The sequence below is a fragment of the Streptomyces sp. BPTC-684 genome, from assembly GCF_030028635.1.
Classification (GTDB): Bacteria; Actinomycetota; Actinomycetes; order Streptomycetales; family Streptomycetaceae; genus Streptomyces; species Streptomyces noboritoensis.
On sequence record NZ_CP124863.1, the window covers coordinates 2869447 to 2882141 of the forward strand.

Annotated in this window: 14 protein-coding genes; 7 read left to right on the top strand and 7 right to left on the bottom strand. The window is 70.7% G+C overall.

The genetic code is table 11. From position 1 onward, the window contains the following. Positions 1-12: 12 nt before the first annotated feature. The 5 genes from QIY60_RS12760 to QIY60_RS12780 form a co-directional block, all read right to left on the bottom strand. Entirely contained in the window at positions 13-687 is a 675-nt protein-coding gene (locus QIY60_RS12760) for a rhomboid-like protein (RefSeq protein ID WP_283142520.1), read from the bottom strand. A 73-nt stretch (positions 688-760) separates the two neighbouring features. Next, the gene (locus tag QIY60_RS12765) at positions 761-1480 is read right to left on the bottom strand and encodes an ABC transporter permease subunit (protein WP_283142521.1); all 720 of its coding nucleotides are present in this window, start codon (positions 1478-1480) and stop codon (positions 761-763) included. 17 nt (positions 1481-1497) lie between these two features. Continuing rightward, positions 1498-2409 carry an ABC transporter ATP-binding protein gene (locus QIY60_RS12770; protein WP_283142522.1) on the bottom strand — a complete coding sequence of 304 codons (912 nt, stop codon included), beginning with the start codon at positions 2407-2409 and terminating at the stop codon, positions 1498-1500. Then, complete coding sequence (locus tag QIY60_RS12775; RefSeq protein WP_283142523.1) at positions 2406-3296, bottom strand: ABC transporter permease subunit; 891 nt, start codon at positions 3294-3296, stop codon at positions 2406-2408. Before QIY60_RS12775 ends, QIY60_RS12770 begins: the two co-directional genes overlap by 4 nt. Positions 3297-3312: 16 nt before the next feature. Beyond that, positions 3313-4362 carry an ABC transporter ATP-binding protein gene (locus QIY60_RS12780; protein WP_283145910.1) on the bottom strand — a complete coding sequence of 350 codons (1050 nt, stop codon included), beginning with the start codon at positions 4360-4362 and terminating at the stop codon, positions 3313-3315. A gap of 269 nt (positions 4363-4631) precedes the next feature. Between QIY60_RS12780 and QIY60_RS12785 the strand changes: the two genes are divergently transcribed. The 4 genes from QIY60_RS12785 to QIY60_RS12800 all read left to right on the top strand — a co-directional run bounded on the left by QIY60_RS12785 (position 4632) and on the right by QIY60_RS12800 (position 9215). Then, positions 4632-5480 carry a M24 family metallopeptidase gene (locus QIY60_RS12785; RefSeq protein WP_283142524.1) on the top strand — a complete coding sequence of 283 codons (849 nt, stop codon included), beginning with the start codon at positions 4632-4634 and terminating at the stop codon, positions 5478-5480. A gap of 26 nt (positions 5481-5506) precedes the next feature. After that, positions 5507-7261, top strand: a complete 1755-nt coding sequence (locus QIY60_RS12790; protein WP_283145911.1) for an SDR family oxidoreductase — start codon at positions 5507-5509, stop codon at positions 7259-7261. Then, positions 7258-8187: a metal-dependent hydrolase gene (locus tag QIY60_RS12795; RefSeq protein WP_283142525.1), complete on the top strand. Its 930-nt coding sequence runs from the start codon at positions 7258-7260 to the stop codon at positions 8185-8187. The genes QIY60_RS12790 and QIY60_RS12795 overlap by 4 nt, the downstream gene beginning before the upstream one ends. A gap of 131 nt (positions 8188-8318) precedes the next feature. Continuing rightward, entirely contained in the window at positions 8319-9215 is an 897-nt protein-coding gene (locus tag QIY60_RS12800) for a MerR family transcriptional regulator (protein WP_283145912.1), read from the top strand. A gap of 56 nt (positions 9216-9271) precedes the next feature. On the opposite strand, the gene QIY60_RS12805 is transcribed toward QIY60_RS12800, so the two are convergent. Next, positions 9272-9844, bottom strand: a complete 573-nt coding sequence (locus QIY60_RS12805; RefSeq protein WP_283142526.1) for a hypothetical protein — start codon at positions 9842-9844, stop codon at positions 9272-9274. A gap of 109 nt (positions 9845-9953) precedes the next feature. Between QIY60_RS12805 and QIY60_RS12810 the strand changes: the two genes are divergently transcribed. From QIY60_RS12810 to QIY60_RS12820, 3 genes are all read left to right on the top strand, one after another. Beyond that, positions 9954-10475 (top strand): PadR family transcriptional regulator, encoded by a 522-nt coding sequence (locus QIY60_RS12810; protein ID WP_283142527.1) that lies wholly within the window; start codon positions 9954-9956, stop codon positions 10473-10475. Positions 10476-10563: 88 nt separating this feature from the next. Further along, entirely contained in the window at positions 10564-11118 is a 555-nt protein-coding gene (locus QIY60_RS12815) for an RNA 2'-phosphotransferase (protein WP_283142528.1), read from the top strand. A gap of 87 nt (positions 11119-11205) precedes the next feature. Beyond that, positions 11206-11667 carry a hypothetical protein gene (locus QIY60_RS12820; RefSeq protein ID WP_283142529.1) on the top strand — a complete coding sequence of 154 codons (462 nt, stop codon included), beginning with the start codon at positions 11206-11208 and terminating at the stop codon, positions 11665-11667. Positions 11668-11725: 58 nt separating this feature from the next. Here the strand turns inward: QIY60_RS12820 and QIY60_RS12825 are convergent, their stop codons facing one another. After that, on the bottom strand, positions 11726-12622 hold the full coding sequence (locus tag QIY60_RS12825) for an LLM class flavin-dependent oxidoreductase (RefSeq protein ID WP_266981743.1): 897 nt from the start codon (positions 12620-12622) through the stop codon (positions 11726-11728). Positions 12623-12695: the final 73 nt, after the last annotated feature.

The window sequence follows — 12695 nt, forward strand, 5'->3', positions numbered from 1 at the left end:
GCCCTGGGGCCCTCAACCACTGTGCACCGCACGTCCGTTCGAAGCCACTGATTTACCCCTGGTCAGCGGCCAGCAGGCCAGCCCGATGGCCAGCGCGACCCCATGCCCGATGTCCGTGAAGGTGCCACCCGTCAGCAGCGGGATCCCGAAGAACGCGACCACACAGGCGAGGTAGAGCCACCGCCACGGCCGCGGCAGCCGGTACACGAGGAGACCCGCCGAAGCGGCGAGCCCGTAGCTGACCCCGATGTCCACGACGTGCGCCATCCGCTTGGGCACCTCGTGGTTCTTGATGCTCCACAGCACCACTTCCTGGCTGACCAGCGTGGCCGCGACATGGGCGGCGGCGACCGCGACCAGCCACCGCACGGTGCCGATCCAGCGCTCCACCGGCGCGTGGACGAGCTCGAAGAGCACCAGGTACAGCAGGAACGAGGACGGGTTCTCGATCCAGAAGGCGCTGGTGAACAGCGACTGGGCGGGGTGCCTGGTGAGCTCGTGGATGTTGCTGCTGTTGCGGTGCAGCAGATAGTGCTCAAGGCCCTGGCTGGACAGTTCGATGACGATGCTGGTGATCGCGATGACCAGCAGCCAGATGTGCGTCCCCGGCGAGGAGCGCACCCAGGCCCGCACCGGCCGGGCCGGTTCGGGGGTCCGGCGCGTGCCCGGACCGTGAAGCGTCGTCATCCCTCGATGATGACCCGGGCGGGGCCCGAGGACCGCCGCCCGGGTCGCGGGAGGGTGACGCCCGCTCCCGGGGTCACTCCTCCCCGGCCAGCTTCAGCGTCCGCAGCTTCTGGCCCGCGTACCAGGTCGCCAGGACCGTGACCGCCGTCAGCAGGACGACGGCGACGGGCAGGCCGACGTCCGAGGTGATGAAGCCGTTCGTGCCGATCCGCTCGGCGAGGGCGAGCGACCACTGTTGGACGCTCAGCGTGCGCGCGCCCGGGACCAGGTTGCCGAACAGGCTCTCCCAGACCAGCGCGTAGACCAGGCCGAAGACCACCGCGTGCCGGGTGACCGTGCCCAGGAGCAGGAAGACCGCCGCGTACGCGATCGAGGCGACCAGGGCCGCGACCGTGTAGGCGATCGCGATCTGCTGGCCGTTGCCGTTGAGGATCATTCCGGCGATGAAGGTGGGGACAGCCGAGAAGGCCATGGTCACCGCGATCGCCACGATCAGTTTGGTGAAGATGATCGTCGGGCGTTTCACCGGCTTGGCCAGCAGATAGACGATCGAGCCGTCGTCGATCTCGGGGCCGATGGCTCCGGTGCCCGCGATGACACCGATCAGCGGGACCATCGTGGCGAGCGCGAACCCGCCGAGCAGATCGGCCGCGACCTGGTCGTCGGCGCCGCTGAAGGACCGTACCGCCGCCGAGATGACGATCAGCAGGACCGGCAGCACGCAGAGGATGGCGGCCCGGCGGCGGCCGAGCAGGGCCCGGTAGGTGAGCCGGGCGACTGTGGGGTTGTACATGACGCTCACAGCTCCTTTCAGGCCGCTACGAGGTAGGAGAAGACGGATTCGAGCGACTCGTCGGACGGCGAGACGGTGAGCAGACGGATCCCGTGCGCCTTCGCGACCTGCGGGAGCAGTGTCGTGAACCGCCCGAAGTCGACCGCCTGGATGCGCAGCGCGCCCTCCTTGAGGTCGACCTCGATCCCGGCCGTCGAGGGGTCGGCGATCAGCGCGGCGGCGAGCGCGCGGTCGTCACTGGAGCGGATCAGATAGCGGTGCGGGCGGTCGGTCATCAGCCGGCGGATCTTGCGGAAGTCACCGCTCGCCGCGTGCCGCCCGGCCACGATCACCTCGATGTGCGCGGCGAGCTGCTCGACCTCTTCGAGGATGTGCGAGGAGAACAGGACGGTGCGGCCCTCGGCGCCCATCCGCCGCAGCAGCTCCATCAGCTGCATGCGCTGGCGCGGGTCCATGCCGTTGAACGGCTCGTCGAGCAGCAGCACCGAGGGGTCGTGGACCAGCGCGGACGCCATCTTCACGCGCTGGCGCATGCCCTTGCTGTACGTCTGGATCTTGCGGTCCTGCGCGTACTCCATCTCGACCGTGGCGAGCGCCCGCTGGGCCTCCTTGGCCCCGAGTCCGTGCAGCTCGGCGTTGGCGACGACGAACTCGCGGCCGGTCAGGAAGTCGTACATCGCCTCCCGCTCGGGGACGATGCCGATCTGCCGGTAGACGTCCTCGTTGCGCCAGATGGGGCGCCCGTCGAGCGTCACGCTTCCCGTCGAGGGGGCGAGGAAACCACCCATCATGTTGATGAGCGTGGACTTTCCGGCGCCGTTGGGGCCGAGCAGTCCGGTCACCCCGGGGCCGATCGACATGGTGACGTCGTTGACGGCCACCACGTTGCCGAACCAGCGGGAGGTGTGGTCGATGTCGATGGTCGTCACAGTCCGACCTTCCGGTAGCGGCGCATCAGGACGGCGTACGAGCCGGCGATCAGCGCGAGGACGACGAGCAGATACACCGCGCCGGCTCCGGCGCCCGGCCCCTCACGGCCCGGGAAGGCCGAGGTCGCGCCGAGGAAGGCGGTCTGCACCCCGTCGACGAGCGTGATGGGGGAGAAGAGCCCGAACCACTTGATGGACCCGGTGGACTGCTGGTCGAAGGCGACGCCCTGGACCGCGGAGACCGCCCCGTAGGAGATGGTCAGGACGGCGATGACGGCCGCGACACCGAAGCCGCGGCGCGGGGTGAGCGCCGAGACCACCAGGCCGATGCCGGCGAACAGGAGCGAGAGCAGCGCCACGGAGACCAGTCCCTGTGCGAACCCCTTGGTCTGGTCCGCGAAGTCGAGTTTGGCGAGCAGCGCGCCCACGTAGAGCACGACGAGCGGCGCCGCCGTGAGGATGAAGAGCGCCGAGGCCATCGCCGCGAACTTGGCGAGGACGTAGTCCACGCGCTCGATGGGCCGCGAGAAGTACAGCGGCACGGTGCGGAACCGCAGGTCGCGCGAGACGGTCTGGGGGGCCTGCGCCGCGATGAAGAGGCCGATGACGGCCTGCATCAGGATCGCGTTGCGCGTGTAGTCCACCGGCAGGTCGTTGGCCTTGGTGGCGACGGCGACCGCGACCATGATGGCCGCGGGCAGGCACATCACCGCGAAGAGCAGCATCGGCAGCACCTTGGACTTGGCGCTGCGGCCCAGTCCGTACGCCCCGCGCAGCGACTGCGAGAAGAGCGAGCGCCGTGCGTACGCCCGGCCCAGGCGCGGGCCGTCGTAGTTGCGGTAGCCGATGTTGTGGATCTGGGTCTGGGCGATCTGGTTCTGCGTCATCCGAGTCCCTGCGGCCTCAGCTGCCATGGCTGCCGCCTCCGTTCTGCTGTGCGGCGGCGGTCGCGCCCGCGGCCGGAGGTCGCTGATCGAACACAGCGGCGGCGGCACGCTCGGAGACCGGCTCCGGGGCCTGCGCCGGGGTCTTGAAGACCTCCGCGATGTGATGGCGGCGCTGCTCCATCCGTACGAGCCCGAGGCCGAGCCCGGCGACGGTGTCGCGCACCACGTCGTAGGTCTCCTCGCCCGCCGCCTCCACGAGCAGGATGTGCCCGGCGCCCGGCAGGCCTTCCTCCACGCCCGCGTGGAGCGTGATGCCGGCCGCGAGAAGCGCGCCGCGCACGGCCTCGGTGCCGTCCGGGTGCGCGTCGGAGTCGGTGACCTCGACCGCGAGTGTGGTGGTGGTCTGGGTGAAGTCGCTGGTGGAGCTGGACCGCAGCAGCTTGCCGCCGTCGATGACCACTACGTGGTCACAGGTGCGCTCCAGCTCGCCGAGCAGGTGCGAGGTGACCAGGACGGAGATGCCGAAGTCGGTGTGGATGCGGCGGATCAAGCCGAGCATCTCGTCGCGGCCGACCGGGTCGAGCCCGTTGGTCGGCTCGTCGAGCAGGACCAGCTGGGGGTCGTGGACGAGCGCCTGGGCGAGCTTGACGCGCTGCTTCATCCCGGTCGAGTAGCCGCCGATCGGGCGGTACCGCTCCTCGTAGAGGCCCACGTGGCGCAGGGTGTCGGCGGTGCGCTCGCGGGCGGCGGTCACCGGGAGGCCCGACATGCGCGCCATGTGCACGACGAACTCGGTGGCCGAGACGTCGGGCGGCAGGCAGTCGTGCTCCGGCATGTAGCCGACGCGTTCACGGATCGCGCCGCCGCTGGTGGCGACGTCGAGGCCGAGCACCGCGGCAGTGCCCTCCGTGGCCGGGGAGAGGCCGAGGAGGATCTTGATCAACGTCGACTTGCCGGCTCCGTTGGCACCCACCAGGCCGGTCACACCGGGCCCGATGTCCAAGGAGAGCCGGTCAAGCGCGGTCACCCGGGGGAACCGCTTGCTCAGGCTTTCGGTCGCGATCACATTCACCCTTCGAAGGTAGTGGCGCAGACCACATCGATCGTCAGACCAGGCGGCTGTATCCGTGTCCGACTCCAGAGGTACGGACCCTTGGATGCCCCCTACGGAAGAGTGACGGGACCCTGAGAAACGCCCGCCGTAGGGGGATCGGGTTTTCCACAACGGGCTCGTCGTCCACAGGTGGGCCCGGAACCCTTGACGTAGCCGCCGGGCATTGTCACATTCATCAGTGTCAAGTTACGCACGCGTACGGCGACAGGGGTGTGGGCGCGATGCCAACGGCGGTCAAGACGGAACTCGACGCGCGGCTCAGCGGGTTCAGGGAAGTGCAGCGGCTCGCCTATGAGTGCGCGGAGGCCGTCGCGGCCCAGCTCAAGCCGGGCGTGACGGAGCGCGAGGCGGCCCGTATGCAGCGGGAGTGGCTGCGCGAGCGCGGTGTGCGGGACTGGTTCCACCTGCCGTTCGCGTGGTTCGGGGACCGTACGGCGTTCGTGAACTTCCGCATCCCGCTCCAGTTCTTCCCCACCAACCGGAGGCTGGAGGCGGGGATGCCGTTCATCCTCGACATGGCCCCGGTCTACAAGGGCTTCACGGCCGACATCGGCTATTCGGGCTGTCTGGGCCTCAACCCCGTGCACGACCGGCTCCTCGCCGATCTGGAGGCGCACCGCGAGCTGATCCTGCGCGAGGTCCGCGAGCGGCGCCCGCTGCGCGAGATCTACGAGGACGTGGACCGGCTCATGGTCCGCCAGGGCTACGCCAACCGGCACCGCGCGTACCCGTTCGGCGTGATCGCCCACAAGGTCGACCAGGTCAAGGAGCGCCGCTGGTCGCCGAATGTGTTCGGGTTCGGCACCCAGTCCCTCAAGGGCCTGGCGAGCGACGCGCTGCACGGCCACCGCGACGGCTGGTCGCCGCTGTGGAGCCCCTACAAGTTCTCCGACCACCCGCCCCGGCCGGGGCTGTGGGCGGTCGAGCCGCACCTCGGGTTCCGGGGTACGGGCGCGAAGTTCGAGGAGGTCCTGGTCGTCACCGACTCCAAGGACCCCGAGCAGAGCGCGTTCTGGCTGGACGACGATCTGCCGCATGTGCGGCGCTGGGCCGAGGAGAAGACGGCGTGAGCGTGGGAGAGCCGGCGGGCAACGGCATGGAGGGCGCGCGCGAGCGCTGGGTGCGCACGGGAGGGATCGAGCTGTGCGTCGCCGAACTCGGCGACCCGCAGCAGCCGACCGTGGTGCTCGTGCACGGCTATCCGGACAGCAAGGAGGTCTGGTCGGAGGTCGCCGGTCGGCTGGCCGAGCGCTTCCACGTCGTGCTGTACGACGTACGGGGCCACGGCCGCTCGACCGCTCCGGCCCCGCTGCGCGGCGGCTTCACCCTGGAGAAGCTGACCGACGACTTCCTGGCGGTCGTCGACGCGGTGAGCCCCGACAGGCCGGTGCACCTGGTCGGCCACGACTGGGGGTCCGTACAGGCCTGGGAGTTCGCCACCGTCAAGCGCACCGAGGGCAGGATCGCCTCCTTCACCTCGATGTCCGGCCCGTCCCTCGACCACTTCGGGCACTGGATCAAGAACCGGATGACCCGCCCGACCCCGCGCCGGGTGGGCCAGCTGCTCGGCCAGGGCGCCAAGTCCTGGTACGTGTACATGCTGCACACCCCGGTCCTCCCCGAGCTCGCCTGGCGCGGCCCGCTCGGCAAGCGGTGGCCGAAGATCCTCGAACGGGTGGAGAAGGTCCCCTCCGGCGACTACCCCACGTCGTCCCTGTCCCAGGACGCGGCGCACGGCGCCTGGCTCTACCGGGACAACGTCCGGGCCCGGCTGCGCCGCCCGCGCGCCGACGCGTACGCGCACGTGCCGGTGCAGCTGATCACGCCGACCGGCGACGCGTTCCTCTCCGAGCGGCTCTACGACGAACTGGAGCTCTGGGCGCCCCAGTTGGTCCGCCGCACCCTGCCCGCCAAGCACTGGATCCCGCGCACCCGGCCCGACCGCCTGGCCGCCTGGATCACCGAGTTCGTCACCGCCAACGAGGACGGCGTCCCGGCCCAGGACGCCGTGGCCACCGGCCCGTACGCGGACCGCTTCGGCGGCCAGCTGGTCCTGGTCACCGGCGCGGCCAGCGGCATCGGCCGGGCCACCGCCTTCGCGTTCGCGGAGGCCGGGGCGCGGATCGTGGCCGTGGACCGGGACGCGGAGGGGGCGGCCCGGACCGCCGACATGTCCCGGCTCATCGGCGCCCCCCAGGCCTGGGCCGAGACGGTCGACGTCAGCGACGAGCAGGCCATGGAGAAGCTCGCCGAGAAGGTCGCCGCCGAGTACGGCATCGTGGACGTCCTGGTGAACAACGCCGGGATCGGCCTCTCCGGCTCGTTCTTCGACACCACCACCGAGGACTGGAAGAAGGTCCTCGACGTCAATCTGTGGGGCGTCATCCACGGCTGCCGGATCTTCGGCAAGCAGATGGCCGACCGCGGCCAGGGCGGCCACATCGTCAACACCGCCTCGGCCGCCGCCTACCAGCCCTCCAAGGCGCTGCCCGCCTACTCCACCACCAAGGCGGCGGTGCTGATGCTCAGCGAGTGCCTGCGCGCCGAACTGGCCGGGCAGGGCATCGGCGTCAGCGCCATCTGCCCCGGCTTCGTCAACACCAACATCACCTCCACCGCCCGCTTCGCCGGGGTCGACGAGACCGAGGAGAAGCGCCGCCAGAAGAAGTCCGCCCGGCTGTACGGCCTGCGCAACTACCCGCCGGAGAAGGTCGCCACGGCGATCCTGCGCGCGGTCGTGAAGAACCAGGCCGTGGTGCCGGTGACGCCCGAGGCCCGCGGCGCCCACCTCATGTCCCGCTTCGCGCCCCGCACCCTGCGCGCGATCGCCCGATTGGAGCCGCCGCTGTGAGCACGGAGCGCCTGGAGGGCGCGGGCCCGGAGCACTACAGGATCACCCCGCGGCGGGTCTCGTTCGACTGGCACGAGACCCCCCTGCACTGGATACCGGACGAGCCCACCGCCACCCATGTCATCAACGTCCTCCACCTGCTCCTGCCGGCGGGCGAGCGGTGGTTCGTGAAGGTCTTCAAGGAAGCCCTTCCGCTGGTCACCGACCCGGTGCTGCTCAAGGACGTCAAGGGCTTCATGGGCCAGGAGGCCACCCACAGCGTCCAGCACGCCTACGTCCTCGACCACCTCGCCGAGCAGCGCCTCGACACCGCCGCCTACACCCGCCACGTCGACTTCCTCTTCGACAAACTCCTCGGTGAGCGGCCCCCGTTCGGCGCGCCGATACCGACCCAGGAGTGGTTGCGCTTCCGGCTCTCGCTGATCGCCGCGATCGAACAGTTCACCGCGGTCCTGGGGGACTGGGTGCTGCACGCCGAGGCCCTCGACCGGGCCGGCTCGGACCCGATCATGCTCGACCTGCTGCGCTGGCACGGTGCCGAGGAGGTCGAACACCGCGCCGTCGCCTTTGACATGTACCAGCACTGCGGCGGCGAGGGCCTGCCCCGCTATGCCCGCCGGGTGGAGGGCATGGTCGTGGTCGCCCCGGTGCTGCTCTGGCTGTGGGGTTGGGGCGCCTCCTATCTGATCCGCCACGACCCCCAGCTCGCCGGCCGGCTGCGCTACTCGCTGCGCGAGCACAACCGGGCGGTACGGCGCGGGCTGCTGCCCAGCTGGAAGGAGCTCGGCGCGGCCATACCCCGCTACTTCCGGCGGTCGTACCATCCCTCGCAGGAGGGCTCCCTGCGCAAGGCCGTCGAATATCTCGCGACCTCGCCGGCGGCCCGTGTGGCAGCGGGTGCGGTCGGCCGCGCCGCCCTGGGGTAGAGGGAGACGGTTTGTCCGGGCAGCCAGCAACACAGCCATCGGCGGCGCCGGTCCGGTCACCGGCTCAGCAGGCGGTCCCGCCTGCGCCGCAGCAAGCGGCTCCACACTCCCTCCCCTCCTGCGAGTACCGCATCGAGGACCTGGCCCATGCGAGCGGCGCCACGGTCCGTACGATCCGCGCCTACCAGGACCGGGGCCTGCTGCCCAGGCCGGAGCGGCGCGGCCGGTCCAATGTGTACGGCGAGACCCATCTGGCCCGGCTGCGCCAGATCGCCGATCTGCTCGACCGCGGTTACACCCTGGCCTCCATCAAGGAACTCCTGGAGGCCTGGGACGCGGGCCGCGGCCTGGGCGGTGTCCTCGGCCTGGTCGCCGAGGTCAACGGGCCCTGGACCGACGAGGAGGCCGCCCGGATCTCCCGGGACGATCTCGATGCCACCTTCGGCGGCGAGCCCGACGACGAGGCCGTCGCCGAAGCGGTCGAACTGGGCATCCTGGAGCGCATCCCCGGCAACGACCGCGAGTTCCTGGTCCCCAGCCCGCAGGAGCTGGCGGTCGCCGCCGAGCTGCACGCGGCCGGGGTCCCCCTGGACGCCATCTCCGGGCATCTGCGCGAGCTGCGCGGCCAGGTGGAGCACATCGCCGCCCGCTTCCTCGACTTCACCACCGAGCACGTCTTCGCCCGCTATCTGGGCCACCGTCCGCCCACCGACGCGGAGGCCGCGGAGGCCGCCGGTCTGGTGCGTCGGCTGCGCCCGCTCGCCCAGCAGACCGTGGACGCCGAACTGGCCCGGGCCATGCGCCTGTTCGCCACCCGGCACCTCCAGCAGCACCTCGGCGCCACGACCCCGGCCGCCCCGGCCGATCCCGACCCCGGGCCGGTCACCCTGCCCGCGCACACGGTCCGGGCCGTACAGGCCCTGGTCGGCCCGGAGAACGTCGCCGCGTTCATCTCCGCAGCGGCCGAACGGGAGGTCCAGTCCCGTACGTTGGACGTTCTCTCGACCCGGCCGTTGTCCACAGATTAGCCACAAGCCCTGTGGATAACCGCACTTGCCTGTGGATCAAACCTAACTGATCGTCATCACTGCGTGATTGCGGTCACTTTGGCGGCCTGAGCGGCGCGCTGGGCACGCTCGGGGTACTCGGCGGTGAAGAGCGCGGGCACCGCGAACCCGGCGACCTGCACGGCTATCGCGGCGGCGCTGCCCAGCGACTCGGCATGGACGACGGCGAGCCCGGCGGCGGTGGCGGTGAAGGCGGTGGCCCAGGCCGCGGTCAGCACCACGTTGATGCGCAGGAACACCGGGTTGTCCCACACCTCGCGCGGCGCCTGCCGCTTGGCTATCCCGGTGGTGAAGGGCCGCCGGACGGCCAGCGTCGCCCAGGCGGTGAGGGCGAGCCACCCGGTGGCCAGCGCCCCGCCGTACTCCCGCAGTCCGCTGTCCGGCGCCGCGAAGGCCACCACGCTCAGCGCGGCGAAGAAGGCGATGGTGGACTGCTCCAGAATCAGCGAGTCGGCCGCCGCGCCGCGCTTGCGGTCGATGGAGAACAGCCAGGCTCCCACGGCGAGTGCGGCGACCGCGCCCCACTGCCAGTGCTCGCTGCCGACGGCGGCGAAGACGATCCACGGGATGAATCCGCGCAGGTAGTTCATGGGAGTCCCCCTTCACCGGGCTCTCACCCGCTCCACATTCCAACTTCGACATGTCAAAAATAGAGGTTCCTGCATTGATGTGTCAAGAGTGGAATGTAAAGTGAGGGTCATGAGCCTTCGTCACGCGGTCCTGGGCCTGCTGGCCGAACGTCCGGCCAGCGGCTATGACCTGATGAAACTGTTCGAGACCTCGCTCTCCCACGTCTGGTCGGCGACCCAGAGCCAGGTCTACGGCGAGCTGGGCAAGCTCGCCGACTCCGGCCTGGTCGAGGTGGCGGCCGAGGGCCCCCGGGGCCGCAAGGAGTACGCCATCACCGACCCGGGCCGGGCCGAGCTGCGCCACTGGCTCATCGAGACCGAGCCCTCCCGCACCCGCCGCAGCGACTCCCTGCTGCGCGTCTTCTTCCTCGGCCTCCTCACCCCGCTGGAGGCGCAGACGTACCTGCTGACCGAGGCCGAGCGCTCCGCCCGCCGGCTCGCCGGCCTCAAGGAGGCGGAGGCCTCGATCGAGTGGGACGACGACCCGCTCTCCCTCCACGGCCGCCTGGCCCTGGAGTACGGCAAGCGGCTCAGCGCGATGCACGAGGAGTGGGCCCGCTGGGCGGCCGAGCAGCTCAAGGCGGGACGGTAACGGTCGAGGCCGGGCCACTGGCGGTCAAAGCACGACGCCTACGGAAAATTGGGGTGCCGGGACGGTCCCTGCCCGGCACCCTGGCGCCATGGCCGAAACACCGGACGACAGACGCACCGTGAAGGTGTCCAAGTACCTGTCGAAACACCTGCGCCACCAGCCCGAACGCATCGGGCTGACCCTGGACCCGCACGGCTGGGTCGAGATCGCCACCCTGCTGCGGGCGGCGGCCGCGCACCACTTCCCCATCACCCGCGCCGAGCTCGACCATGTCGTCGCCGTCAACGACAAGCGCCGGTTCGCGATCGAGGGCGACCGGATCCGGGCCAGTCAGGGCCACACCGTCGCCGTCGACCTGGGCCTGGCGGCCGCCGAGCCGCCCCCGTACCTCTACCACGGCACCGTGGCCCGCAGCCTGGCCGCGATCCGGGCCGAGGGGCTGCGGCCGATGGCCCGCCACCATGTGCACCTCTCCGCCGACCGCGAGACGGCGACCCGGGTCGGCGCCCGGCGCGGCCGCCCGATCGTCCTGAGCGTGGACGCCGCGGCGATGCGACGGGACGGCCATGTCTTCCACATCAGCACGAACGGGGTGTGGCTCACCGACTCCGTACCGCCGAAGTACCTGCGCCTTCCGGAGTGAAGTACCTGCGCTTTCCGGAATGAGGTCCGTCGCCGTTGTCAGGGTATGCCGGTCGGGTCACGGTCCGCGGCTGAGATGATCGACGGCATGGCACATCCGCGTCTGCCCAGCACCGAGAGCGCCGTCGCCGCGATCCGCGAGGTCGCCCACGCGCACCACCTCGCCGTCGAGGTCACCCACGACATAGGCGCCGACCGCTCCTCGCGCCGCAGCTCGGCCGGGGCGTTCACCGTCCTGGACCCGGACGGCTCGCTTCCGCACGAGGCGTTCGTCGAGCTCGGCGGCTCTCCCGCCGTCACCGTGCAGCTCTTCACGGAGGACGACGCGAAGATCACCGTCGACGGTGTGGAGTTCGACGACGTGCCGCGCGACGCGGTCCCCGCCTTCCTCCGCTCGGTCTACGGCGACCTGGCGTACGTCAAGGGCCGCTTCTTCCCGCCGGGGTGGTGGCTGGTGGTGCCGCTGCCCGGCGACGAGACGTACAAGGAGCTCGTCCTCGGCGGCGCGCTCACGCCCTGGCTGAGCGGACGCGTACGCACCAAGAACTGAGCGCGCACGCCGTACGGACGCGGGAAGGCGAAGGGGCGGCGCCAGCGCCCGCGTCGCGTCAGCGCAGTTGTGCCAGCCCCTCCGTGGCGATCTGCTCGAACACCTTCCGGTCGGCGGCGAAGGTCGAGTCCGGGATCGGCGCGTGCAGAACGATCTCCGTCACGCCGAGCTCGAAGTGCCTGCCCGCGAAGTCCACGAAGGAGTCGAGCGACTCCAGCACCCGCCCGGGCTCCGGTGTGAAGCCGGTGAGCAGGATCTTGTCCAGCTCGTCCACATCACGGCCGATGTCGTCGCAGGCCTCGCCGAGCTTCTTGATCTGTCCGCGGATCGCCTCGACCGACTGGTCGGGCGTGCCCGTCTCGAAGAGCTTCGGGTCGCCCGTGGTCACCCACGCCTGCCCGTGCCGCGCCGCCAGCTTCAGGCCGCGCGGACCGGTCGCCGCCACGGCGAACGGCAGCCGCGGCCGCTGCACACAGCCGGGGATGTTGCGCGCCTCGACGGCCGAGTAGAAGGTGCCCTCGAACGTCACCGCCTCCTCGGTCAGCAGACGGTCGAGCAGCGGCACGAACTCGGCGAAGCGGTCGGCCCGCTCGCGCGGCGTCCACGCCTGCTGGCCCAGGGCGGTGGCGTCGAAGCCGTTGCCACCGGCCCCGATGCCGAGCGTGATCCGGCCGTTCGAGACGTCGTCGAGCGTTATCAGGTCCTTGGCGAGGGTCACCGGATGCCTGAAGTTCGGCGAGGTGACCAGCGTGCCGAGCCGCATCCGCGAGGTGGCGGCCGCAGCGGCGGTCAGCGTCGGCACCGCGCCGAACCACGGCCCGTCGCGGAACGTCCGCCAGGACAGGTGGTCGTAGGTGTACGCGGTGTGGAAGCCCAGTTCCTCGGCTCGCAGCCACTCGTCGCGACCGCCGTCGTGCCAGCGGCGTACCGGAAGAATCACAGTGCTCAGACGCATACCTACGACACTAACGGCTTCCTCTGACACTCCCGGCGTCCCGCCATCGCCCCTGAGGTCGCTCCAGCCCCAC

What these genes read in the sequence shown, in the direction of transcription:
- QIY60_RS12760 (WP_283142520.1), bottom strand. Translation starts at nt 687, where the DNA reads ATGACGACGCTTCACGGTCCGGGCACGCGCCGGACCCCCGAACCGGCC.
- QIY60_RS12765 (WP_283142521.1), bottom strand. Translation starts at nt 1,480, where the DNA reads ATGTACAACCCCACAGTCGCCCGGCTCACCTACCGGGCCCTGCTCGGC.
- QIY60_RS12775 (WP_283142523.1), bottom strand. Translation starts at nt 3,296, where the DNA reads ATGACGCAGAACCAGATCGCCCAGACCCAGATCCACAACATCGGCTAC.
- QIY60_RS12785 (WP_283142524.1), top strand. Translation starts at nt 4,632, where the DNA reads ATGCCAACGGCGGTCAAGACGGAACTCGACGCGCGGCTCAGCGGGTTC.
- QIY60_RS12790 (WP_283145911.1), top strand. Translation starts at nt 5,507, where the DNA reads ATGGAGGGCGCGCGCGAGCGCTGGGTGCGCACGGGAGGGATCGAGCTG.
- QIY60_RS12805 (WP_283142526.1), bottom strand. Translation starts at nt 9,844, where the DNA reads ATGAACTACCTGCGCGGATTCATCCCGTGGATCGTCTTCGCCGCCGTC.
- QIY60_RS12810 (WP_283142527.1), top strand. Translation starts at nt 9,954, where the DNA reads ATGAGCCTTCGTCACGCGGTCCTGGGCCTGCTGGCCGAACGTCCGGCC.
- QIY60_RS12815 (WP_283142528.1), top strand. Translation starts at nt 10,564, where the DNA reads ATGGCCGAAACACCGGACGACAGACGCACCGTGAAGGTGTCCAAGTAC.
- QIY60_RS12820 (WP_283142529.1), top strand. Translation starts at nt 11,206, where the DNA reads ATGGCACATCCGCGTCTGCCCAGCACCGAGAGCGCCGTCGCCGCGATC.
- QIY60_RS12825 (WP_266981743.1), bottom strand. Translation starts at nt 12,622, where the DNA reads ATGCGTCTGAGCACTGTGATTCTTCCGGTACGCCGCTGGCACGACGGC.